Raw genomic sequence first — 24,668 nt, forward strand, 5'->3', positions numbered from 1 at the left:
GTATTTGGTTGTGAGTTCGTGGGCTGAAGCCCGAGTTATGAAAACCGCAAAACGAGTAACATGGGCGGGAAGATATGAGCCACAACCAGGCTGTCGGCGCAACGCACGACGAACCTCAGATCGAAGGATTGCAACCAGGCGCAAAGCTGCTGCGTGGTCAGTATGAAATCCTCCGTTTCCTCAGCAATGGCGGGTTTGGAATCACATACCTGGCGCGCGACAGCCTCGAGCGGGATGTGGTTATCAAGGAGTGCTATCCGGGGGCGCTCTGCCAGCGGAACGGCGATCTGGTCGAGCCGGCAAATCCCGATCACAAAGACGATCTGCGCGCGATCATCGATCTGTTTATTCTTGAGGCGCGCAACCATGCCCGTCTGGTTCACCCGAACATCGTCGATGTGCATCAGGTGTTCGAAGACAACAACACCGCCTACATCGCCATGGACTTGATCCGGGGCTTCGATCTGCTGGATTACGTCGAAAACCCCGAGAACAAAAGCGGCCCCGACTTTATTGTGCAGGTGACCGAAAAGATGCTGTCGGCGGTCTCGTTCATCCACCAGAGCGGTATGCTGCATCGCGATATCTCGCCTGACAACATCCTGATCGATGAAAACGGCGAGCCGATCCTGATCGACTTTGGCGCAGCCCGGGAACAGGCGGCCAACAAGTCGGCAGCCTTGTTGACCCTGCGGGTGATCAAGGACGGGTATTCGCCGCATGAATTCTATGTGCGCGGTGCCGAGCAAGGGCCCAGCAGTGATCTTTATGTATTGGCCGCGACGCTATATCACGCAATCAGCGGCGAGCGCCCCATCGATGGCCAGACACGTTTGAATGCGTTCAACAATGGTCAGGACGATCCCTACGAGCCGCTGGCGGGCCGTTTCAAAGGTTACCCGGATAAATTCCTCGAAGCGATCGACAAGGCGATGGAGGTACACGCCACCGACCGTCTGCAATCGGCGCTGGACTGGCTGCGCATGTTCCGTGGCCCCGGCGTGATGTTTGATACATTCGCCTATCGTCCGGTCTCGGTCATCGTCGGCATGGACCGGGTGGATGAAGAGGCCGAAAAGGCACGCATCAAGGCCGAAAGCGAAAACGCCGAAGCCGTGGTGACCGCTCTGTTGGCGGGGAATGCGGATCTGACCCTGGGCCATGAAGAAAAGCCCGAAGAAGATCTGTCGAAATTCACGCCGCAAGAACAGGAAGTCGCCGCCGTTGACACCGTGGTCAAAAGCGGCTCGGGCGGCAGCGGCAAGATGATCGCGGGGGCCGCTGTCGTAGTCGCAGCACTGGCTGCCGGAGGATATTTCGTAGTGTCGGGCGACCAATCCGCGCCCGAGGCAACACCGGTTACCGCTGAGGCACCGATCACTCCGGCGCCTGTTGCAGCTGAGCCGGAACCGGTCGAGCAGACCGCCGAAGCCACAACAGAGCCACAGCAGGCCGAACCGACCTTGGCAACGGAACCAGCGCCGGTACAACCTGTCGAGCAGGTCGAGACCGCATCGGAAGCCCCGGCGGCAGACACAAACGCGCTTGAGGCGCAGGTGGAAGATGCACCGACAGAAGCGGCAACTGAGGCAACCGCCGCCGAGGTCGCATCCGACCCGGCGAAAGCGGTGGAATTGGCACAGGATCAGGTTGCGTTTGGGCATTGGGACGTGGAGATTCCTTTTGCCATGTCGCAGCGCCGCAGCTCGACGGGCAGCGTCATCGCGATCAATAGCGTTGATGCGGGTCAGGATATGTCGGTGATTGGCGATTGGGTGCAGCGTGGTGCAACGATCTTTACGCTGAACGGCGAGCCGGTCCGGGCCAATGCCTCGTTGGCTGCGCAGGTTCTGGATAACTTCGCGGTCGATCCGGACGGCTATATCCGCGTCGCTGCGCGGTATCGTCCGCTTGGTCAGACCCGGGCTCAGAACGGGCTGCTGGCCCTGCCCGCCCACCGTATGTTTGGCCTGCAAAACGGATATTCATTCGACGTGCGCCATAACGGAGATGCCGGTTGGCAAACTGCGGTCGTTACCGTTCCGCAAGACACCCCGGGTGACTTGCAGGTGGGCGACGTCCTGCTGAGCGAGGCGCAGACCGGAGCGGTGATTGATAGTCCGGAAAGCCTGGATGCCATCCTGGTCCAGCTTGTGTCCGATAACCAACCCAACGCGCGCCTGAGCATTATGCGCAACGGTGGAGTAAGCACCGCGGTCATGCCGCTCGCGCAGGAGTAATTCGAACCGGTTCATAGTGAAAATCGCCAGCGTATGTGTGCTGAGGGTGGCGCAAATATCGCCACCCTGACGGGAACCGGCCCGTCGCGATGTGACAAGTTTCCCTGTTTCTCTTTCGTCAGTGTCGCTGCGCTGTTGTGTAGCGGTTTGTAGCAGCCCCGCGGGATAGTCCCCGTGACAGATTCAAGAAGGTGTCGACACCATGTTCAAATACAAAAGCCCTCTGAGCCGGCTTCTAGAAGGTGCCGGCAAGCCGAAAGAAGAAGAAAAACCCGAAGCCGAAGCGGTACAGGACGAAAAGCCAGAGCCGATTGCCGATTTCAACGCTCTGCGCGCAGCACTTGGGGGCGGCAATCTGACGAGCGAAAGCTATGAAGAATCGGATGAGCTGATCCCCGAAGAAGCGATGCCCGAGTTTGACGAAGGATCGGTCGAGACTGAAACCGTCGAACTCGAAGAGGAGGCAGCCGCGCCCGCAGAGGCCGAAGACGAGGAACAGATCGTTACCCTTCACCTGAGCGCGGAAGATACAGTTGAAATCAGCGCAGAGGCCGAAGAGGAAAACATCCTGGCGGCGGCCGTCGAAGAGGCCGCATCGTCAGAGCCTGAGCCGATGGCCGAGATGCAGCCAGTGCCTGCCCCGGAACCTGAGCCGGAGGTCATCCACGAGCCCGAAGCCGAGGCCGTGATTGAACCCGAACCCACGCCGGAACCCACATCTGAGCCCGTCGCAGAAACACTTGTTGCGACCCCTGCCCCAACCGAAGATCGCCGGTCGCGCGTCAAGACCACTTTCCTGGGCTTTGACCGCGCAGACACCCATGTTCAGGAACTGATCGAAACCGCAGAACCCGTCGCCAAGACCGAGGCCGCGCAGCAGACTTTCCCGGTGGGTTGGCTTGTTGTCACCGCCGGCCCGGGCCGTGGCGCGTGCGTCACGTTGACCGAAGGGCTTATGCAGATCGGTCGCAACGACGATCAGGCCATTCAGCTGGATTTCGGTGATACCGGCATTTCGCGCAGCAACCATGCGGTAATCGCCTATGATCCTGAGGACCGGAAATGCTATTTGGGCCATGGCGGCAAGGCGAACCTTGTGCGTTTGAACGGCAAACCGGTGCTCAGTACTGTTGCCCTGTCCAGCGGTGACCTGATCCGCATCAGCGAAACCTCGATCCGCTTTGCGGCGTTCTGCGATGACGGTTTCGACTGGCGGGATGCCGATTGATGCTGGCGACCCCTGCATATGACATCGCCCTGATCCTGGACCGGGGTCAGCGCGAAACGCAGGAAGACGCGATTGCCGCGCGGTTCTTTGATCAGGCCAACGCGGGCTATGTCGTGGTTGCCGATGGAATGGGCGGGCATGACGCGGGTGAAGTTGCCTCCGAGCTGGTGATTTCCGCCTGGCAAGAGGCACTGGACGCGCAGCTTGAACGCGATGACGTAACTAAGGGCGCACTGCTCGACGCCCTGCCCATGGCGGCCATGCACGCGAATGCACAGGTGGCATGCCATGGCGAAACCTCCGGGGTTCAGCTTGGCTCGACCTTGCTGGGCACACTGCTGGTGGACCAGAATCTGTTCTGGATCTCGATCGGAGACAGCCCCCTCTATCTGTTCCGGGATCAGGCTCTGTCTCAGATCAACGAAGATCACTCGATGGCCCCGACGATCGATGAACAATTCGCGCAGGGTCTGCTGACCGAGGAAGAGGCGCAGGCGCATCCCGACCGCAATCAGCTGACTTCGGTCATTATGGGGGCCGCCATACCCAAGGTGGATTGCCCGGAAGAACCACTGGCGCTTCGCGCGGGTGACATTCTGATCCTTGGCAGCGACGGGCTTCAGTATCTCAGCAATCCCGAGATCGAGGCACTGCTGCGCGAGCATAGCCCGTCACCGGCTCGCGATGTTGCAGATGCGCTGTTGCAGGCGCTGCACGCAAAGGCGGACCCGGACCAGGACAACATCTCAATCGCCGTGGTCAAACCGGCGCAGACATAAACAAGGCAGGAACACAGGACAACATGAGAACCCATCTGATCGTATCCACCCTGGCTCTTGCGGCCGCGACGGGGGCAGCTTCGGCGCAAGAAGCCTGTTCGACCTATGAGATCCAGCGCGGCGACAGCCTGCGTGATCTGGCGATCCAGGTTTACGCCACCGAAGATTACAGGGTCATCTATGACGCAAACCGCGACGTCATCGGCTCGAACCCTAACATTATCCGCGTCGGCGACGTTCTGACCTTCCCCTGTCTGGAAGATATCGGTCGTGCGCCTGAATTGCCGGACACCGAGGCGGGCCGCATGGCGGCTGAAATGGCCTCGGAACTGGTCAAGGCTGCAGAGGAACGTGCGGCCAAAGCCATCGCCGAGGCCGAAGCTCGCGTTGCTGCAGCTGAGGCAGAGGCGAAAAAAGCCAGCGAAGATGCGGTTGTCGCGGCCAAAGCGGAGGCCAGGAAAGAGATCGAGGCCGCGCGTGCGGAAGGTGCCGCGCTGATCCGTAATGCCGATGGCGGCGAACGCCCGGAAATCCGGGATCGCCAGCTTCTGCTGATCACCGGCGGCAACTATGCGCCCTTCACCGATGAGGCGCTACCGAACCGTGGCCTCTATACGGATCTGGTCGAGACCGCGATGCTGCGGGCTGCGCCCGAACAGCCCTATAAGATTCAATTCGTCAACGACTGGTCATCGCATCTGGACCTGTTGATGCCGACCTTGGCTTTTGACGCCACTTTCCCGTGGTCGCGCCCGAACTGCGAAGAGGCTGAGGCCCTGTCTGAAAGTGACCGTACGCGGTGCGAGACCTACAACTTCTCGAATCCGTTTTACGAAGTTGTTGATACATTCTTCGCCAAAGACGGATCGGGCTACGAAGAAACTCTGACCTATTCAGATTTCGTAGACGCCACGATTTGCCGACCCGAGGGATGGTCTCTGTCACACATGGATGCAGTTGGCCTTTATGAGCCAGCGATCAAACTGATGCGCCCGGTTTCACCCGATGACTGCTTTCGCGCCGTCATGGATGGCTCGGCCGATATCGTCGCGATCGAGGCCCATCTGGCCGTCGAGGCCATTGGGCGCCTGGGCTTTGAGCATCAGATCATCGAAAACCCCAACCTGGCGGCAATCAAGTCGCTTAACGTAATGACCCACAAAGATAATCCGGATGGGGAAGCGATCCTTGAGACGCTCAATCAGGGTCTGGCGATCATGCAGCAATCCGGCGAGTGGCGTGACATCGTGTCGACTGCACTGCGCTATCAAATGGAAAATGGCTAAGGCCCCAATTGGCCTGACAAAACAAAAGTCTGGAGGAAGTGGACATGTTTAACAAGAAACTGAAGAAAGCAGTATTGTCGGCATCAGCCCTCACCGCCCTGAGCGCGGGTGCAGCCGCCGCGCAAGAGGCCTGCTCGAACTATACCGTTCAGGACGGCGATACGCTGGCAACAATTGCCATCGCCGCCTATGGCACATCGAATTATCAGCCGATCTTCAACGCGAACCGCAACGCGATCACCAACCCCGGCTCGCTCGAAAATGGTCTGGTTCTGGCGCTACCCTGTGAGGATGGCAGTCTGCCCAACGGTCAATCTGCGCAAGAGCTGATCGCCGCCGAAGAAAAGCGTGCGGCCAGCGTCAAACGTTCAAATGTTTATGCGCCGCCGATCAAGATGGTTGCAGGCAACGGTTGGGAGCCGTTCACGACCGAAGCGCTGAACGGAGGTGGAATTATGACCCGCTTGGCGACGACCAGCCTTCAGCGTGCTGGTAACAGCCGCGACTATTCGGTCAGCTTTGTGGATGACTGGAGCTCGCATCTGGACACATTGTTGCCGCTGGGTGCGTTTGATATCTCGATCGCATGGACTGTACCGGATTGCACCAACCGCTCTTATGAGTGGTCTGCAGAGACCGAAGCCCGCTGCACCCAATTTGTCGCTTCTGTTCCGGTATATGACATCGTCGGCGGCTTCTTCACTTTGCCTGAAAGCGAATACGCAAAGGCAACGGATTTCTCAGACCTTGAGGGATCAACCATTTGCCGTATGGCAGGCTGGAGCATGGTTGTGCTGGAAGAACAAGGTCTGAACCGTGAGAATACAACTGTTGTTCAACCCAATTCGGCTCGAGATTGTCTTGATGCGGTATTGACCGGAACCGCAGATGTCGCCGCGTTCGAGGTCGACCTGTTCGCATCGACAATGAAAGACATGGGTTTGACTTCGGCTGACATCGTTGAAAACCCGTATGTATCCACATTGTCGTCGATGAGTTTCCTCGCACATCGCACCAACCCGTTCGCACGCGAATACATTGCGATGATGAACAAGGGTCTGATTGAGATGCGTGAATCCGGCGAATGGTATGCGATTATCTCGGACACGCTGCGCGAACAGAACGAAAAGCTTAACACGGCATCCAACTAATCCCTCGGTCGATATGACCATTTTTGGGCCGGTCTTATGACCGGCCTTTTTTTATCAGGTTATTGCTGACGAAGGAGAATAGTAGACCGCAAGAACCACAAGGCGAAGAATCACGGGTCGAAAACAGTGTATTGGGCTTAAAGCGCAGACATAAAGCTAACAAAAAACACTTTTTGCCAATAAAAAGCAGCTTCCTACGGGAATCCCCCAATATTCAGCGCGAGTAATAAGCGTAGTATGAATTCAACTGCACCGGTGAGGCGACCAGCCCCACTACTCACTCAGAAAAGGGTTGGCTATGGGGGCCGACCCTTTTTCACATTTGGGCACAAAAAAACCGGCCCCGAAGGGCCGGCTTTCGTAAGTTCCGGAATGGGGAAAACCCGTTAGCCGATGATCGCGTTCAGCGTTGCGCTGGGACGCATCACAGCCGCGGCTTTGGCCGGGTCGGTGTGATAATACCCACCCAGATCAGCTGCTGCACCCTGCGCCGCTGCCAGTTCCGATAGAATCTGTTCTTCCTTGCCGGCCAGTTCTTTCGCCAGAGGTGTAAACTCTGCAGCCAGTTCTGCATCATCTGACTGTGCGGCCAGGGCCTCGGCCCAGTAACGCGCAAACCAATAATGGCTGTCGCGGTTATCCGGCTGACCAACCTTGCGGCTGGGCGATTTATTGTTGTCCAGAATGCCTTGCGTTGCGGCCTCGGCGGCAGCTCCCAGCACGCCGGCCTTGGCGTTACCCTTGCTGTCGGCGAGGAAGTTCAACGATTCACCCAGCGCGCAGAATTCACCCATCGAATCCCAGCGCAAGTGGTTTTCCTCGACCAATTGCTGCACGTGTTTTGGGGCCGAACCGCCAGCACCGGTTTCGAACAGACCACCGCCTTTCATCAGCTTGACGATGGACAGCATCTTGGCCGAAGTGCCCAGTTCCAGGATCGGGAACAGATCGGTCAGATAGTCGCGCAGCACGTTGCCGGTGATGGCAATCGAGTCGTTGCCTGCGGTGATCGTATCCAGCGACTGCCGCGTCGCCTCACGCGGGGCCATGATCTGGAATTTATCGGCCACACCAGCAGCTTCCAGCGCGGGCTTCACGTATTTGATCAGCTCGGCGTCATGGGCGCGGTTGGCATCCAGCCAGAAGATCGCCTCGGACCCGGTCAGTCGCTGACGGTCCATCGCCAACTGAATCCAGTTCTCGATCGGCGCTTTCTTCACCGTGCAGGCGCGCCAGATGTCTCCGGCTTCGACCTCGTGCGAGTGCAGTGTCTCACCATTGGCCAGAACGATGCGGATGGTGCCATTTGCAGGCGCCTGGAAGGTAGTCGGGTGCGAGCCATATTCCTCGGCCTTCTGCGCCATCAGGCCCACGTTGGCAACCGCACCGGCAGTGGACGGATTCAGCGCGCCATTGGCTTTGAAGAAGTTGATGGACTCATCATAAACCGACGCATAGCAGCGGTCGGGGATCACGCAGTTGGTGTCACCCTTGGCACCGGCCTCGTCCCAGCCCTTGCCGCCTGCGCGGATCACGGCAGGCATCGAGGCATCGATGATCACGTCCGACGGCACGTGCAGGTTGGTGATGCCCTTGTCGCTGTCGACCATATACATCGACGGGCGCTCGCCTTTCAGCGCATCAATGGCGGCCACAATATCGGCGTTGCCTTTCACCCGGTCCAGCAGGTCACCCAGACCCGAGTTCGGGTTCACACCCAGCGCATCCAGCTCAGCGCCGAACTTGTCGAACACCGGGGCCAGCCACGCCTTGACCGCATAGCCAAAGATGATCGGGTCGCTGACCTTCATCATCGTCGCCTTCATGTGCAGCGAGAACATGGTGCCGTCTTTTTTGGTGTCCTCGATGGCCTCGGCCAGAAACGCGGACAGCGCCTTGACCGACATGAAGGTCGCATCAGCAACGGTGCCTTCCTCCAGCGGCCAGCCGTCTTTCAGAACGGTGGTGGCGCCATCTTTGCCGACAAACTCGATCTTCGCAGCACCGGCCTGAGCGGCTGTGATCGTGGCTGATTTCTCATTGGCGTAGAAATCGTTGCCGGACATGGACGATACTTTGGTCTTGCTGTCCGATGCCCATTCACCCATCGAATGCGGGTTGTTCTGGGCATAGTTCTTCACGGCGCGTGCCGCACGGCGGTCGCTGTTGCCCTCACGCAGAACCGGGTTCACGGCTGAGCCTTTGATGGCGTCATACCGCGCACGGATTGCTTTTTCCTCATCGGTCGAGGGTTCTTCGGGATAGTTCGGAATGTCGTAGCCCTGCGATTGCAGCTCTTCAATGGCCGCCACCAGCTGCGGCACCGAGGCCGAGATGTTCGGCAGCTTGATCACATTGGCATCCGGCGTCTTCACCAGCTCACCCAGAGCGGCCAGATCATCGGTGATTCGCTGATCGTCGGTCAGGTTTTCCGGGAAGGTGGCGATGATACGCCCGGCCAGCGAAATATCCTTGGTGCCGACACTGACGCCTGCGGCAGATGCGAACTTGCGGATGATGGGCAGGAACGATGCGCTCGCCAGCTCCGGCGCTTCGTCTACAATGGTATACAATATATCGAAGTTCGATTTTTCTGCCATATTCCCTTACCTTTTTTAAAGCCTTTCGGGGCGTGCGATCCAAGAGTGTGTGCCATTGCTCAATACTGGCACCGAGCCGTTACGGAGCGAGGACGCCCCACGGATGACTCTGATTTGACAGGGCCTCCCTTAAATCAGGATGGGCTTGGGATCAATCGTGTTTGGAGGCGCATATTGACACGGGTGGCTCAAATCTCGGTCAAAGCCGCTTCCTTAGTCATCCGGGAACAGGATTTCGAACCGTGCCCCCTGCGCGGAGGAGGTCAGGGAAATTCGGCCACCATGGGCGCCCAGAAGACCGGCTGCGATGGTCAGGCCCATGCCTGTGCCCCCTCGTTCGCGGGCGGTGGTGAAGAACGGTGCGAATACGCGATCCCGATTGCCTTCCGAAATCCCCGGGCCATCGTCCCGGATAACCAATTTGCCTGCATTGGCGCTCAGCGTAACCTGCCCTGCCCCGTGACGATGGGCATTGTCCAATAGCTGCAGCAGGACCACGCGTAAGCCCGATGCAGCCAACGGCAGGATTTGGTCGGAACCCTCGAACGTCAGGTCGAGCTCTGGAAACCGCTCCAGAAGATCGTCAGACAGTTCAGCCAGTGAGCCGGTGCCATGGTGTTCCGGCACGCGCGCGGCTGCGACTTGGTTGAGGGCGCGCAGGTGGGATTGCATCTGATCGCTTGCGCCCAGAATCTGTTGCAGCAACGCGCGGTCCTGATCTGAAAGGCCCTCGGCCTCTTCCAACAATTCCGCCGCCGCGCGGATGGCGGTTACCGGGGTTTTCAGCTCATGCGTAACGTGGTCGGCGAAGCTTCGGATCGAAGTTTCGCGACGCTGCAGGGTTTCAGCCATCCCCAGAACCGAGCCTGCGAGGCCAGATAATTCCTGCGTACCGTAATGCTCGGGCGGTTCTGCTACCTGACCGCGTTCAATGGTTGCCGAATACGTGGCCAATGCCGAAATCGGGCGGAGCAGCAGGCGCACCAGAAGATAGCCCAACACGCCGGTTTCCAACCCAATCAGAACCGACAACAAAAAGGCGGCGCGGCGAAACCCGATCTCGGGACCAAGATAGCGAAGCGCGATCAGACCAAGCAGCGACAGGACCAGTGTGCCCGCCAGCGCTCCGCACAATACAAAGCCCAGCGACGGGCGCCATTTGCGTTTCAAACCGGCCATGCCCCCATCCGCAGGCCAATGCCATGCACGGTTTCGATGGCACTGGCCCAACCTTGGTCACCCAGTTTGCGCCGCAGATTGCGCAGATGGCTGTCCAGCGTCCGGTCAGCAACGGCGCTGCCGGTGCCGTAAATCGCGTCGATCAATTGCGGACGCGAGACGATAGCCTCGGGCGTCTGCATCAGGCGGCGCAGGATCGACAGCTCGGTCGCGGTCAGGGTCAGCGGTGCGCCATCGAGTTTCACGGAATGACCAGACGCATCCAGTTCGACCGGCCCATGACGCAGAATGGCCGCGGCCCCACGGGCTGAGCTTCGTTTCAGAATTGCCTTGATCCGCGCCACTAATTCACGCGGGCTGAAGGGTTTGGTCACATAGTCGTCCGCACCAAGTTCAAGACCCAGAATCCGGTCAATCTCATCATCACGAGCGGTCAGAAACAGAATCGGCACCTCTGACCGCGCGCGCAGCTTGCGGCAGACCTCAAGCCCGTCCAGTTCGGGTAGCCCCACATCAAGCACCACCAGATCGGGGGCTTCACGCAGTGCATGGGTCAGCGCCATTTGTCCGTCGCGGGCGGTCACAACCTGATAGCCCGCGCGTTCCAGCGTGATCGAGACCAGCTCGCGCAGGCGCGGGTCGTCATCCACGACGAGGATTTTCATGAGCTGTCTCCGGCTTAGCTTTGGTGGCCAGATTACGGATCACTCGATCTGCGCGAAACCCCCATTCCCGCCAATTGCTGATCTGTGGAACCCATGTGGAACAGCCTGTCGGGCGCGGGGATTGCGCAATCTCTGCGGCGGCCATCGGGCCAAGCTGGCAAACGTAATACGCGTCATATCGCTGTGGGTGACGCAGGTTTTCCCGTGCAATTAGTGCTGCGAAATTCACGAAACAGCAGGCATAGAGCACACCAAGGCCAAGCGCACAGGATCGCATCAGCAACCAGCGGTTCGATTTGCCGCGCAGTATCTGCCATCCGGTCAAACACAGCCCGGTGGCCACCAAAGCCATCCAGATCGCGGCGTGTACGCGCAGATAGGTCAGGCCATATGCTTCGATATACAGTGACAACCGCATGAGGGATGAGACCACCAGCAGAACATTTTGACCCAACCACAGCATCATCCAACCGGTCAGCCCCCGCCGTTCAGCCAGAAACGGGCGCGCGGCCAATGCGAAGACCCCGGCCAGCAATGCAGTCGCCAGCAGGGGATAGGCACCGCGGTGGGCGTATTCGGCGTGGCTCATCCCCTCGGGAAGTGCTGCATTCCCCCACAGAAACGCCACGTCCATAACTGTTTGTACAGCCAAAAGCAGGTTGAACGTGATCAGCGCGTTGGCCACAGACGCAGCATTCAATCCCAATCCGGGCAATGAACGGGACCGTTGAGGTCCCGCACGCGGGGCAAGCAATCCGGGCTGCACCGCGACCGCCAGAACCGGCCAGATCATCACCGCCGCCCCCAGCCAGAACAGAACCCGCTCGAACCTGAGATCAAAACGCCACAGCCGATCCATCCAATCCGACAAAACCGGATTCGCCGAGACCATGAGAGAAGCCAAAATCAAAGCGCCACCGACCGGAAAGCCCCAATCGCGCAACAAGCGCAGAAGCGCGCCGTCAGCGTGCGCGGACGACTGGCAGTTGCGGATCGCTGCAATAGCTTGCCGGATAGCGAGAACCGGGAACTGAGACAGAAACCTGCGGCAGGACGCGCCGCTCCGGTGGCCCAGAACTGCCCAGCATAACGCTACAGTGGAACCGCCCAGCAAAAAGGCAACCGACAGCGCCTGCACGTATTCCACCACTGGCAGAACGCTCAGGATCAGCATGATCGCAGGCCCAATCAAGCCGGTTCGCCGCCCCAGCAGCAGCCATACGACGCCAGCCACCGCCAGCGCGAAAACCGCAAGCGACACCCCCGGTGCGTGGTCCAGAAACAATACATCCGCCAATGCCACCAGAATGACCAAGCCACTTGCAGCGTGGCGCTTGCCTGGACCCAGACTGCCGTCGCTCCGGTTGCGTTCCTGCTCAGGCGTATCGAACCACCAGCTATCCTGCAGCACCGAATCCGGCACCCCGCGCACAATAAACTGCCCCATATCACTGCTCCTTTTTGTTGTGACGTGGCTTCTTTCTGACGGGTTGCGGTGCAGATCGCCGCATAATGCTCGTGCAGTTTTCGTGCAGAGCGGGGTTTGAGGCGGAAACCCTCTTCCCCTCGCCTGCCCCTCTGGCTAAGACAGTCCCCCAACCGTCTGTCAGGAGGCCCCTTTGGACCGCATCGCCCGCACCATCGCCACCGAGATTAATGCCCGCCCGGAACAGGTCGGGGCTGCGGTAAAACTGCTGGATGAAGGCGCGACGGTGCCCTTTGTCGCGCGTTACCGCAAAGAGGTGACCGGCGGGCTGGACGATACACAACTGCGTACACTGTCAGACCGCCTGACGTATCTGCGAGAGCTTGAAGCCCGGCGCGAGGCGATTGTGGGCTCGATCAGGGATCAGGGGAAACTGACGGACGCTCTGGTGAAATCCATAGCGCAGGCCGAGACCAAGGCCCAGTTGGAAGACATCTATCTGCCCTATAAACCCAAGCGCCGCACCAAGGCCATGATCGCGCGCGAAAACGGGCTGGAACCACTGGCCGATGCCATTCTGGCGGATCGCTTGGCAGATCCCGAAACACTGGCCGCCGGATATCTGGGTGAAGCTGTTCCAGCCGCCAGAGACGCTCTGAACGGCGCGCGCGATATCATCACCGAACGGTTGACCGAGAATGCTGCCTTGTTGGGAGAGTTGCGCAATTTCATGCAACGCGAGGCATTGCTGACCGCGAAGCTCGTCGAAGGCAAGGAACAGGAAGGTGCAAAGTTCAGCGACTATTTCGATCATACTGAACTTTGGGCCAAGACCCCTTCGCATCGGGCGCTGGCGATGCTGCGTGCCTCTAAAGAGGGGATCGTCACGCTGGACATCGCGCCCGAACCCGAAGCGGGTGCCGCGCGGGCCGAGGCGATGGTGGCCGCGCATCTGCATACAAGCGGAGATGGGCCGGGAGACAAATGGCTGCGTAAGGTGGCGGGCTGGACATGGCGCGTGAAGCTGTCGCTGTCGATGATGGTCGAACTGATGGCCGATCTGCGCAGCCGGGCGCAGGACGAAGCTATTCAGGTGTTTTCACGTAACCTCAAGGACCTGCTGTTCGCCGCCCCGGCAGGTGCGCGGGCAACGCTGGGTCTGGACCCGGGCATCCGTACCGGCGTCAAGGCGGCTGTCGTGGACGCGACCGGCAAGGTGGTGGCGACCGATACGCTCTATCCGTTCCAGCCCAAGAATGATCTGCGGGGCGCACAGGCCGCCATCCTGAACCTGATTGCCGCCCACCAGATCGAACTGATCGCCATCGGCAACGGCACCGCCAGCCGCGAGACCGAGCGGATGGTGGCCGATACGCTCGCCCTGCTACCCAAAACCGTCAAAGCGCCCACCAAAGTTGTCGTATCCGAGGCCGGGGCCTCGGTCTATTCAGCCTCGGAACTGGCAGCGCGTGAGTTCCCCGATCTTGATGTCTCGCTGCGGGGCGCTGTGTCGATCGCCCGCCGCTTACAAGACCCTCTGGCCGAGCTGGTCAAGATCGAGCCCAAAAGCATCGGCGTTGGCCAATATCAGCATGATGTGGACCAGCACCGACTGTCTCAGTCGCTGGAGTCAGTGATCGAGGATGTGGTGAATGCCGTGGGAGTCGATCTTAACACCGCCTCGGCACCGCTGTTGTCGCATGTCTCAGGCCTCGGACCGGGATTGGCCGAGGCGATCGTGACCCACCGCGATATCAATGGGGCCTTTGCCTCGCGCAAAGACCTGCTGAAGGTGGCGCGCCTTGGCCCCCGGGCTTTTGAGCAATGCGCAGGCTTCCTGCGTATCCGCGATGGGGCAGAGCCACTAGACGCCTCATCCGTTCACCCCGAGGCTTATGACGTCGCCCGCCGCGTCGTCGCCGCATGTGGCCGCGATATCCGCCAGATCATGGGTCATGACGGAGCTTTGAAAGGTCTGCGCGCCGAACAATTCGTCAATGACACCTTCGGCCTGCCGACCGTGCGTGATATCTTTGCCGAACTGGAAAAACCCGGTCGGGATCCTCGACCCAGCTTCAAGACAGCCTCATTCACCGATGGGGTCGAGGCGATCACCGATCTGAAGCCCGGCATGGTTCTTGAAGGCACCGTCACAAACGTCGCGGCCTTTGGCGCATTTGTCGATATCGGCGTGCATCAGGACGGGTTGGTTCACGTCAGCCAACTGGCCGACCGCTTCGTCAAAGACCCGCATGAGGTGGTCAAAACCGGTCAGGTTGTCAAAGTACGCGTGGTCGAGGTCGATGTACCGCGCAAGCGCATCGGACTGACGATGCGCAAGGATGGCGGGGCCTCTGCGCGCGAGGACAAAGCCGGGCGTGGCCATCAGAAAAGCGCAGGCAAATCCCGTGCACCACAACAGCGGAACCAGCGGCAGGACACTCAAAGCAGCGCCTTTGGAGATGCTTTGAGGGACGCGTTCAAGAAAAACTAGCCAACTGGATCCTGCATGAGTTGAGGCGGCCTCAGACCCCTGACCGCTCGGCGGCAATGTGCAACGCCCGTCGGTGACTCAGCCCGACCCAGGCATCGAATTGCGATAGAAACACCTGCCCGTTCAACGCGCTAATGAAATGAGTGCGCCGAAGCCGGTCCATTACCGGACCCTTGACCTCGGACAGGTGAAGGCCGACACCCATATCCGACAAACGATGGTTGATCGCCTCAAGGCTTTCCAGCGCGGAATAGTCAACCTCGTTCACGGCTGAAAACATCAGGATTACATGGCGAACTGCGCTGCCTTCGGTCACCCGGCTCTGAATCAGGTCTTCAAGGAAGCGGGCGTTCACGAAATACAGGCTCTCATCCACGCGCAAGGTCACCACACAGGGATCGGTTTCGACGTTGTGACGCAGGATATTTCGAAAATGCTGAGTTCCGGGAACAAGACCCACTTCGGCCACATGCGGACGCGAGGTTTTGTAAAGATGCAGCAAGACCGAGATCGCCACACCGGAAGCAACGCCAACCTCAACGCCCAGGCCAAGCGTGAGCACGATGGTTGCAGTAACGGCAGTGAAATCAGCACGAGAGTAGGTCCAGGTCTTTCGCAGGGTCGACAGGTCCACAAGGCTCAGGACGGCCACGATGATCGTCGCTGCCAGCGTGGCTTTGGGCAGGTAATAGACCAACGGTGTCAGCGCAACGGCCGCAATGGCCAGCCCGATTGCCGTAAAGGCGCCGGCGGCAGGCGTTTCTGCTCCGGCATCGAAATTGACGACCGAGCGCGAAAAACCCCCAGTGACCGGGTATCCGCCAGTGAATGCGGCGCCAAGATTTGCCGCCCCCAGACCGATCAGCTCCTGATCCGGATCAATCCTCTGGCGCTTCTTTGCGGCAAGCGTCTGCGCGACCGAGACGCTTTCGACAAAACCGATGATCGAGATCAGGATTGCCGGAACAACCAGTGCCTCCAACAGGTCCATCGAAAAGCCGGGTACAGTCAGCGGTGGCAGGCTTTGCGGTACTTCCCCGACGATCTGCACCCCCTGCCCGTTCAGATCAAAACCCCAGACGGCAACGGTTGAGGCGATAACAGCTGCGACAGGTCCGGCTTTGGTCAGGATATCAGCCAGAACCGCCCCCGCCCCGAGCCGCTTTAGAAACGGTTTGAGGTTCTTGCGCACCCAGAACAGAAATCCGGTGACAAGCATGCCGGTTGTCAGAGTGATCCAGTTGACATCGGACAGATGCGCAAGGATCGAGATAACCATGTCAGGCAAAGTATGCCCATGTGCGCTGACACCTAGAATATGTTTGAGCTGACTGGTCGCTATCAACAGACCCGAAGCCGTAATGAACCCGGCAATGACCGGGTGGCTCAGGAAGTTGGCCATAAATCCCAGGCGCAGAATACCCATAAGCAGCAGAACTGCTCCGGACAGGAAGGCCAGCGTCAAGGCCGCGATGGCATAGCCCGCCGTGCCCTGTTCGGCAATCTGTCCGATGGCCGTGGCCGTCAACAGCGAGACCACCGCCACCGGCCCAACCGCCAGAGCACGGCTGGTACCGAAGATGGCATAGAACATGATGGGCGCGATCGAGGCGTAGATGCCAGCTTCGGGCGGCAACCCTGCCAACAGCGCGTAAGCCAGCGATTGCGGGATCAGCATGATCGTGACGATGAGCGCCGCAATCAGGTCGTTGGAAAGCGCCGCGCGTGTATAGTGGCGCCCCCAGTCCAGGATGGGGACATATCGGCGGAATTGTTCGATCATCTGGGTCTTTCGGAGGGTTGGGTTATTCCGAGGCCACATTCAGTTTTTCCGGGCGTGCCATCCATTCCTTGCCGCGCAACATCGCCTTCCAATAGATCGGTGGCAGCAGGCTTTCCTTGAGGAACCATGCCAGACGGCTGGGCTGCGTGCCGTCGATCAGAAATTGCGGGAAGCTGGGCTTCAATGCGCCACCATAACCGAATTCGGCCAGTACGATCTTGCCACGCTCAACCGTCAACGGGCACGAACCATAGCCATCATATTGCGCCACGGCAGAGCGTCCGGCGATGTCGGCAACGATGTTGTCTGCCACGGCCGGTGCCTGTTTGCGCGCTGCAGCCGCGGTCTTAGCATTCGGCGCATTCATCACGTCACCAAGTGACCAGATATTGTCAAACTGCTTGTGGCGCAGCGTCGCCTGATCCACATCGACCCAGCCCGCAGCATCCGCCAGTGGAGAGACCCGGACAAAATCCGGTGCCGTCTGCGGCGGGCAGACATGGATCATGTCGAACGCAACCTCAAGCGTGCTGGGCGCACTGTCCGGTTTGGCAACTTCGAACACTGCCCGTTTGGCCGGGCCATCGATTGCAACCAGATTATGGAAGTAATTCAGCGTAGCGTCGTATTTCTCGACATAACGCATCAGCGCAGGCACGTAGTCCTTGACCCCGAACAGCGCGCCGCCCGCATTCATGAACTGGATATCGATATCCCCCAGCACGCCCCGGCGAAACCAGGCATCGCCTGAGAGATACATAGCTTTTTGCGGCGCCCCGGCGCATTTGATCGGCATGGGCGGTTGGGTAAAGATCGCCCGGCCTTTCTTCATGTTCTGCACTAACTGCCAGGTATAAGGCGCCAGATCGTAACGATAATTCGAGGTCACACCGTTGCGGCCCAACGTATCCTCCAGCCCCTCGACCTTGCCCCAATCCAGCTTTAGCCCCGGGCACACGACAAGACGGTCGTATTTCACCACCCGACAACCGTCGAGCACGATCGCATCGTTCTGCGGCTCGAACGCGGCGACGCCGGCCTTGATCCAGTGAACGCCCTTCGGGATCAGGCTGCCCATCGTCTTTGCCGTCGTCTGCGCATCGAAGATACCGCCGCCAACCATGGTCCAGCCGGGCTGATAATAATGAATATCCGCCGGGTCGATCACTGCGATATCCAGATCGGGTTGCCGCGATTTCAGGCCAGCCGCGACCGAGATACCGCCGGCACCTGCGCCAACTATCACCACCTGAAAATGGGCGTCTCCGGCATCGGTCGGCGTTTTGCCACCATTGGCAATGCGGCGGGCAACACCATTCATGTCATAGCCCGCTGTCTTGGTTGCCATCAGGATTTCCGAGATCGGGCGCTTTTGCGCCTCGTGAAATGACCACAGCGTGGCCGAGCGCGTTCCGGTCCGGCAATAGGCCAGAACGGGGCGCTGCAGATCATCCATCGCTTCGGCAAACGCCTGAACATCCTGATCCCTGACCATGCCCGATTGCACGGGAACATAGCGCACCTCGATTCCCGCGGCTCTGGCAGCGGCGGAAATCTCGTTGAACGAGGGTTGATCTGCACCCTCGCCATCGGGTCGGTTGCAGATAATGCTGCGAAAACCTTGCGCCGCGATGGTCGCGACATCTTCAACCGTAATCTGGGGGCTGACGGTGAACTTGGGCGATATGGTGCGAAACTCCATCTCTGTGCTCCTTTTCACCGGTTACAGCGTGTTGACGGGCACTTTGAGCACCGGATTGCCGTCCGGGTCGGTCGGCACTTCGCCCGCGCGCATATTGACCTGCAGCGACGGGATGATGAGATTCGGCATGGCCAGCGTCGCATCGCGTTCGGTACGAAACTTGACGAACTCATCTTTTGTCTTGCCGCCGCCGACATGGATATTGTGCGCCTTTTCTTCGGCCACACTGGTTTCCCACGCAATATCGCGTCCGTTCGGACCATAGTCGTGGCACATGAACAACCGGGTCTCGTCCGGCAGGGTCAGAACCCTTTGGATCGAGTCATAGAGTACGCCTGCATCGCCACCCGGGAAATCGGCACGGGCCGACCCGCCATCAGGCATGAACAGCGTATCGCCGACAAATGCAGCGTCGCCCATCACATGCACCATACAGGCGGGCGTATGACCGGGCGTGTACATGGCAAACGCCTGCATATTGCCGATCATGTAAGTGTCGCCATCCTCAAACAGTGCATCGAACTGAGAGCCGTCGCGCTGAAACTCGGTCCCTTCGTTGAAGACCTTGCCGAATGTGTCCTGCACCACCGTAATCTTTGAGCCGACCCCGATCTTGCCCCCCAGCTTCTGCTGAATATAGGGCGCGGCGGACAGGTGATCGGCATGCACATGGGTCTCGATGATCCACTCCAGTTGCATACCTTTGTCGGTAACAACTCGGATCAGTTCGTCTGCGTGATCAAAGGTGATGCGCCCAGCCGCATAGTCGATGTCCATGACGCTGTCGACGATCGCACAGGCATTCGAGCTCGGGTCCTTCACGATATAACTGATTGTGTTGGTTGCCGCGTCAAAGAACGCAAAAACCTCGGGTTTGACGGTGATGTTCACGGGATAGGGGGTCATATCGTCTCTCCTCAGGATGATATTCAGATGTTGGTCTGCAGGTCAGGCGTCAGCGCGGATTGGATGAATCTGGCAAACGCGATGCCCGCGATCAGGGCGCCGACGAAGGCAAAAACCTCCCATCGGCCGGTGCCAAGCGCAGGCAAAGCGCCACCCGGGCAGAAGCCTGCGATGCCCCAGCCGACACCGAAAAGCGCAGAGCCGCCGATGAGTTTTGCGTCAACCCGCTTGGCAGACGGCAGGTGGAAGGCAGGTTCGAACACCGGCGCGGACCGGCCAAATACCAGCTTGTAGCCGATGAAAGTGGTCACCAATGCTCCGCCCATCACAAAGATCAGGGACGGGTCCCAAATACCGAATACATCGAAGAAATTTAACACCTTGGCCGGGTTCGACATGCCCGAAAGCGATATACCGACGCCGAAGATCAGCCCTGTCAGATAGGTAGCGATTAGCCTCATGCTTTATCCTCCGATGATGTGGCGAATGATGAAAACTGTGACAAAGGTGAACAGCATGAATGTCAGCGTCGCAGCGATGGAACGCACGCTCAGCCGTGCCATACCGCACACTCCGTGGCCCGAGGTGCAGCCCGCTCCGAAGGTCACGCCCATCCCAACGATCACGCCACCCAAAACAAAGGCGGAGGTGGACTCGGGCACCTGCACTGCTGGCATCTGTCCAGTGGTCAACCAGATCACCAACGGTCCGGTCGCCATACCAGCCAGCAATGTCAGGCGCCACGCAAGGTCGTTTTTCGACGCCGGATGGAGTATCCCGTCCAGAATGCCGGTCGCGCCCATCACACGCCCCATCAGCAACATCAGCAGAACCGATGCAACCCCGATCAGGACACCGCCTGCCAGCGATGTCCAAGGTGTGAATACGGTCTCAGCCATCAGCAGTCCCGGCAGGTTTTCAGGCCGATAATGCTGTAGATCGGACAATTGCCTGCAAGCGCCGTGAGCGTGAAAACAGCGGCGATCATCAGTGACAGCCAGACCAGTATGCCAGCACCAAACGCACTGGTGCCCAAAGCCGCGTATGCCAGAGCCACGGCCATCACGATGCGCATAACGCGATCAAATTTCCCCATGTTCTTAGGCATGTCTCACTCCTTCGAGAATCGATGGAAAGACATTTGCACATGTACAGTCAGAGCTTTGGTGACTTGATCACCAAAGTCTTCAATAGTTGGAATGTAACGGGACTCAGACCCCGGGTCCTGCCGATTTCACCAGCCGTTGCAAACCATCCCGATCGATCAGATGCACCTCGCCTCGGGATTGTTCCACCCAGCCCCGGCGCTGGAATTCTGACAATGTGCGCGAAATCACTTCGCGGGCTGTTCCCAGTTCAGTGCCCAATACAGCGTGGGTTGCGCGGACGACGCTCCCCTCCCGGGCCAGTTCCAGCAGGCGAGAGGCAAGCCGGACGTCCATACGTTTAAAGACGATGTCATCGATCAACGTGAACAGGTCGGTGATCCGGCGGGAATAGGCGGTAAACACGAACTCACGAAATACCGGAGATCGTGCAACCAGATCGTCGAAGGTTTTTCTCGGTATCGCAACGGCGGACACATCGGTTTCGGCAATCCCGTCTGCCGAATAGTCCTCGAATGCGAGCATGCACGCTGTTGTCAGCACACAGCTTTCGCCCGCGTGAACCCGGTACAGAAACACTTCGCGCCCGGTTTCGGATTTTTGCTGAACCCTGACAGTGCCTTCCAGCAGCAGCAAGAGATTGTCAGCCGTCTGGCCGGGCGCGAAAATCTGGGTCCCCGACGGGACAGACACTATCTGGCTGCCGCGGATCAAATCTGCGCGAACTTCAGCCGGCAAGCCGCTGAGACCTTTGAATTTATCGATCCACGAATGATTCATCGCCAAGCCAGGAATTTGCCAGAAGATCAGAATGCGGCTGCGATACTGCCAGAATCTTCCGATAATACAATGCACAATCTGAATATGTTCGGTCGGAGTCTCACCCCGGCCACGGGAGGGAGTATGTCTTGACACTGGTAAAGAACTTCATCGCCTCGATGACACCTTCCTTGACGCCGTTACCCGAGGCTTTGATGCCTCCGAAGGGGGACATTTCGATACGGTATCCGGGTTGTTCCCAGATGTTGCAGGTGCCCACATCCAGCCCGTTGATACAGGCGATGGCGCGGTTGAGGTCATTGGTGCAGACACCTGACGACAACCCGAATTCTGTTGAATTCGAGATCGCGATCACTGCTTCATCATCGTCGGGTACACGCAGGATAGGGATGATCGGGCCAAAGGTTTCCTCTTTTACCAATTCACAGCCATAGGGCACATGATCGATCACGATAGGCGGCAGTAACGCGCCCTGACGGCCGGGGTGATAAAGGATCTCTGCCCCCTCTTTCTCGGCCATGAAAACGCGGCTCTCGAACATCTCAGCGGCTTTGTCGTGAATAACGCAGCCCAGCTCAGTCTTGGGGTTTTGCGGATCGCCGTACCTGATCCTCTTGGCCTTTTCCAGCACCAGCGGCACGAAGGCGTCAGCTACGCTTTCCTGCACCAATACACGCTTGATCGCGGTGCAGCGCTGGCCGGAATTGCCGGTGGCACCGGCCACCGCAATGGTCGCAGCCCGGTCCAGATCGGCCCTGGACAGATCATTCAGAACGATCAACGGATCATTGCCACCAAGCTCCAGCGCCTGCCGTTTGTAGCCCCCTTTGGCCGCGATCATCTTGCCCACTGGCACACTCCCAGTGAAGGTGATGATGTCGATATGTTCATTGGTGATCATCTCATCCCCGATGTCACCAGGCCAGCCGGTGACCACCTGGAACATCTCGGGCGGCAGACCCGCCTCATAGAGGATATCTGCCAGCGTCAGGCAGGTCAGCGGCGTCAATTCGGTCGGTTTGCAGACCATGCAGTTATTGGTGGCAATCGACGGTGCCACCTTGTGGCTGACCATATTCAGCGGGTGGTTGAACGGGGTATTTGCGCTGATCGCAGTGACCGGTTCGCGCTTAGTGAAAATCTTGCGATCTTTGCCGTTATGGGTCAGGTCGCAGGAAAAGATCTCGCCATCATCCCTCAGCGCCTCGGCGGCGGCGAACTGAAAAACATCCTGCGCGCGCTTGGTTTCATAGAGCGCATGCTGGTGGCAAATCCCCAGCTCGAGCACCAGCCATTTGGTGAGGTAATCGCGGCGCTCGCCAATCAGCTCTCCGGCGCGCTGCAGGATCCGGTTGCGCTCATAGCGGGTCAGCTTGGGCTTATATGCTGCCGCAATCTCAAAGGCGCGGCTGGCATGTTCAGCCTTTCCCGCGGGCACGTGGCCAACCACTTCGTCGGTATACGGATAGTGCACCGGCACTGTTTCGTCGGTGAAGATGATTTCTCCGCCGATCCGCATGCCTTCGTTTCTGATCTCAGTCATCACCTGATCTTTGCATCCCTGCTGCGCCGCCATTCTGGTATAGAAAACGTATCAGTGTGGCACAGATCAAGGGCATCGCCCGACCATTCGTCAGAATGGTGAAGATGATCCGGGCATTCGTGAAACTCATCTGATGGGTTCGTGCCAAAACCGATAAACGCAGCGCAACTTGAAACCGTTGTTTAATCCTCTGTAATCAGTCTCGTTTTGAACAAGAATTTTTTTCTCAGACTGTATTCAGAAGCCGCGGTTGAATCCGGTCCCCGGAAAAAAGGCCGCAATCCCAACATTTACAAACTGATCAGGTTGTCGCGAATAGCGATCGCTACCGCCTGTTCGCGGGTGCGGGCATTCAGTTTGCGCCGGGCAGATCGCAAATGCTTGGCTATCATGGCTTCCGAGACGCCCATAGCCTCGGCAATGCGGCTATACTGAAACCCGCTCGCCAAAAACGCCAGTGCTTCTGCCTCGCGCATGGACAATGGCTTGCCGTTCAGTTTTGCAAATCCCGGCCCGGTCTGGTTTTCGGGCCAACTCACCCAGGGCAGCAGCAGATTCATCGCCAGCTGTATTCTCTCCAGGTTTTCGGCCTCCAGAACCTCTTTCACCGGCAATTTTGAGCAGAAGCTCAGGCACCGGACATCGTTTATGTTCCGACCAATTCTGGTTTGAGAAACAATAGCTTGGTGCCCGTTATCGGACACGAAATCAACAAAACGTGCCTGCGCTTTGGTCGCAGATGACCATCCTTCGTGCGGCTGCCACACAATCGGGCTGCCATCAAAGGCTGCATGCTGCACCAGAACGTCATTTTTGTAGTGCTGTTCCGAAACGTATGCTTCAAGAACCGCTTGTTCGAGACTGCTTTTGAACCAATGCGAAGCGCCGGTTCGCGCGTCGATCGCTGTCGCGTTGGACGCCGAAGCCCCCAGACCTTTGAGTGTCTTGTCGATCACCTGCCATCGTTGTTCGAAGCTGCCCGCACCGATCATATTGTTGGAAATATCTTCGATCAGTCGGGTGACAGAAAAAACCATAAAAACAACCGCAAAAGCCAAACAGCAACATCCCCAGCCTATCATGGACTTGCCAAAGCCCAAAATTGCTGGTTCGCAGCCTCATTGGGCCACATTATTGTACTGCCGCTGTTGCGAATGCCGCGCCTTTTGCGTCACCGATTCAGATCACTGTCGATCACTCAGTCGTCGCCTTTGTAGTACCCGATCACATCATTTTCAGTCGTGGCACCCAATCCGTTCAGCAGGCGGTTGGAATAGTTGAAATATGCGCAGACTTGATTGACCTCGAGTATCTCGCCATCGTCACAACCGGCAAGTTTCAGCGCCTCGAAATCGGATTTGACCATCTTACCGACATCCGTGGTCAGTTTCGCGGCATAACGCAACAGGGCCAGTTCCTTGCCCTGAAACTCATCCTCGGGCCGGTGTGCCTTGAGTGCCATGAATATCCTGTCGCTGCGAGGCTGATCCTTAAGCAGATTGCGGACATTCATGAAATGATGCGTCAGTGAATAGGTGCAGTCGTTAAGGATGGAGGTATAGCTGGCCACCACCTCCAGAAACCAGAATGGCAGCTTGTTGTCGTCTGAATGCAGGATCGAACGATACAGAACCACATGCCCGTTCATCGTTTCTGGCCGCAGCGAATGGACCCGCATCACCGTATCGACCGTGCCATGTGGTGTTCTGGCATTATCCAGCAATTCCTTCAGACGGCCATCCGCCTGCTCGTCAGAGATCATCTCGATCCAGGCGCTCATTCCTGTTCCTCCTGTCGGCT

20 protein-coding genes are annotated in these 24,668 nt (G+C 58.5%); 6 read left to right on the top strand and 14 right to left on the bottom strand.

Features of this window, described 5'->3' with window-relative positions:
* Positions 1 to 74 precede the first annotated feature (74 nt).
* The 5 genes from ACR0K9_RS09975 (at position 75) to ACR0K9_RS09995 (ending at position 6,684) form a co-directional block, all read left to right on the top strand.
* Positions 75 to 2,240 (top strand): serine/threonine protein kinase, encoded by a 2,166-nt coding sequence (locus tag ACR0K9_RS09975; protein ID WP_480822770.1) that lies wholly within the window; start codon positions 75 to 77, stop codon positions 2,238 to 2,240.
* Positions 2,241 to 2,442: 202 nt separating this feature from the next.
* Entirely contained in the window at positions 2,443 to 3,468 is a 1,026-nt protein-coding gene (locus ACR0K9_RS09980) for an FHA domain-containing protein (RefSeq protein WP_480822772.1), read from the top strand.
* Positions 3,468 to 4,247: a PP2C family protein-serine/threonine phosphatase gene (locus ACR0K9_RS09985; RefSeq protein WP_480531160.1), complete on the top strand. Its 780-nt coding sequence runs from the start codon at positions 3,468 to 3,470 to the stop codon at positions 4,245 to 4,247. The genes ACR0K9_RS09980 and ACR0K9_RS09985 overlap by 1 nt, the downstream gene beginning before the upstream one ends.
* 23 nt (positions 4,248 to 4,270) lie before the next feature.
* On the top strand, positions 4,271 to 5,533 hold the full coding sequence (locus ACR0K9_RS09990; protein WP_480531162.1) for a substrate-binding periplasmic protein: 1,263 nt from the start codon (positions 4,271 to 4,273) through the stop codon (positions 5,531 to 5,533).
* 44 nt (positions 5,534 to 5,577) lie between these two features.
* Positions 5,578 to 6,684: a peptidoglycan-binding protein LysM gene (locus ACR0K9_RS09995; protein ID WP_480531164.1), complete on the top strand. Its 1,107-nt coding sequence runs from the start codon at positions 5,578 to 5,580 to the stop codon at positions 6,682 to 6,684.
* A 386-nt stretch (positions 6,685 to 7,070) separates the two neighbouring features.
* Here the strand turns inward: ACR0K9_RS09995 and ACR0K9_RS10000 are convergent, their stop codons facing one another.
* From ACR0K9_RS10000 to ACR0K9_RS10015, 4 genes are all read right to left on the bottom strand, one after another.
* On the bottom strand, positions 7,071 to 9,284 hold the full coding sequence (locus ACR0K9_RS10000) for an NADP-dependent isocitrate dehydrogenase (RefSeq protein ID WP_480822774.1): 2,214 nt from the start codon (positions 9,282 to 9,284) through the stop codon (positions 7,071 to 7,073).
* Between the two features lie 213 nt (positions 9,285 to 9,497).
* The gene (locus ACR0K9_RS10005) at positions 9,498 to 10,463 is read right to left on the bottom strand and encodes a sensor histidine kinase (protein WP_480822776.1); all 966 of its coding nucleotides are present in this window, start codon (positions 10,461 to 10,463) and stop codon (positions 9,498 to 9,500) included.
* Entirely contained in the window at positions 10,451 to 11,128 is a 678-nt protein-coding gene (locus tag ACR0K9_RS10010; protein WP_480822778.1) for a response regulator transcription factor, read from the bottom strand. The genes ACR0K9_RS10005 and ACR0K9_RS10010 overlap by 13 nt, the downstream gene beginning before the upstream one ends.
* Positions 11,106 to 12,575, bottom strand: a complete 1,470-nt coding sequence (locus tag ACR0K9_RS10015) for a DUF4153 domain-containing protein (RefSeq protein ID WP_480822780.1) — start codon at positions 12,573 to 12,575, stop codon at positions 11,106 to 11,108. Before ACR0K9_RS10015 ends, ACR0K9_RS10010 begins: the two co-directional genes overlap by 23 nt.
* A gap of 172 nt (positions 12,576 to 12,747) precedes the next feature.
* Between ACR0K9_RS10015 and ACR0K9_RS10020 the strand changes: the two genes are divergently transcribed.
* Positions 12,748 to 15,048: a Tex family protein gene (locus ACR0K9_RS10020; RefSeq protein WP_480822782.1), complete on the top strand. Its 2,301-nt coding sequence runs from the start codon at positions 12,748 to 12,750 to the stop codon at positions 15,046 to 15,048.
* A 31-nt stretch (positions 15,049 to 15,079) separates the two neighbouring features.
* Here the strand turns inward: ACR0K9_RS10020 and ACR0K9_RS10025 are convergent, their stop codons facing one another.
* The 10 genes from ACR0K9_RS10025 to ACR0K9_RS10070 form a co-directional block, all read right to left on the bottom strand.
* Positions 15,080 to 16,831, bottom strand: coding sequence for a SulP family inorganic anion transporter (locus ACR0K9_RS10025; RefSeq protein ID WP_480822784.1), 1,752 nt, complete (start codon positions 16,829 to 16,831; stop codon positions 15,080 to 15,082).
* Positions 16,832 to 16,853: 22 nt separating this feature from the next.
* Positions 16,854 to 18,533: a bifunctional protein tyrosine phosphatase family protein/NAD(P)/FAD-dependent oxidoreductase gene (locus ACR0K9_RS10030; RefSeq protein WP_480822786.1), complete on the bottom strand. Its 1,680-nt coding sequence runs from the start codon at positions 18,531 to 18,533 to the stop codon at positions 16,854 to 16,856.
* A gap of 21 nt (positions 18,534 to 18,554) precedes the next feature.
* Positions 18,555 to 19,439 carry an MBL fold metallo-hydrolase gene (locus ACR0K9_RS10035; protein ID WP_480822788.1) on the bottom strand — a complete coding sequence of 295 codons (885 nt, stop codon included), beginning with the start codon at positions 19,437 to 19,439 and terminating at the stop codon, positions 18,555 to 18,557.
* A 23-nt stretch (positions 19,440 to 19,462) separates the two neighbouring features.
* Positions 19,463 to 19,900 carry a DUF6691 family protein gene (locus ACR0K9_RS10040; protein ID WP_480531180.1) on the bottom strand — a complete coding sequence of 146 codons (438 nt, stop codon included), beginning with the start codon at positions 19,898 to 19,900 and terminating at the stop codon, positions 19,463 to 19,465.
* 3 nt (positions 19,901 to 19,903) lie between these two features.
* Entirely contained in the window at positions 19,904 to 20,338 is a 435-nt protein-coding gene (locus ACR0K9_RS10045; RefSeq protein WP_480822790.1) for a YeeE/YedE family protein, read from the bottom strand.
* Complete coding sequence (locus ACR0K9_RS10050; RefSeq protein WP_480822792.1) at positions 20,338 to 20,547, bottom strand: YgaP family membrane protein; 210 nt, start codon at positions 20,545 to 20,547, stop codon at positions 20,338 to 20,340. Before ACR0K9_RS10050 ends, ACR0K9_RS10045 begins: the two co-directional genes overlap by 1 nt.
* A 103-nt stretch (positions 20,548 to 20,650) precedes the next feature.
* The gene (locus ACR0K9_RS10055) at positions 20,651 to 21,325 is read right to left on the bottom strand and encodes a Crp/Fnr family transcriptional regulator (RefSeq protein WP_480822794.1); all 675 of its coding nucleotides are present in this window, start codon (positions 21,323 to 21,325) and stop codon (positions 20,651 to 20,653) included.
* Positions 21,326 to 21,425: 100 nt separating this feature from the next.
* Entirely contained in the window at positions 21,426 to 22,868 is a 1,443-nt protein-coding gene (gene phnY, locus ACR0K9_RS10060) for a phosphonoacetaldehyde dehydrogenase (protein ID WP_480822796.1), read from the bottom strand.
* 290 nt (positions 22,869 to 23,158) lie between these two features.
* A complete protein-coding gene (locus ACR0K9_RS10065; protein ID WP_480822798.1) occupies positions 23,159 to 23,926 on the bottom strand; it encodes a helix-turn-helix transcriptional regulator in 768 nt (255 codons plus the stop codon).
* 140 nt (positions 23,927 to 24,066) lie between these two features.
* Complete coding sequence (locus tag ACR0K9_RS10070; RefSeq protein ID WP_480822800.1) at positions 24,067 to 24,648, bottom strand: carboxymuconolactone decarboxylase family protein; 582 nt, start codon at positions 24,646 to 24,648, stop codon at positions 24,067 to 24,069.
* Between the last annotated feature and the right edge of the window lie 20 nt (positions 24,649 to 24,668).

The organism is Ruegeria sp. L12 (assembly GCF_056531745.1).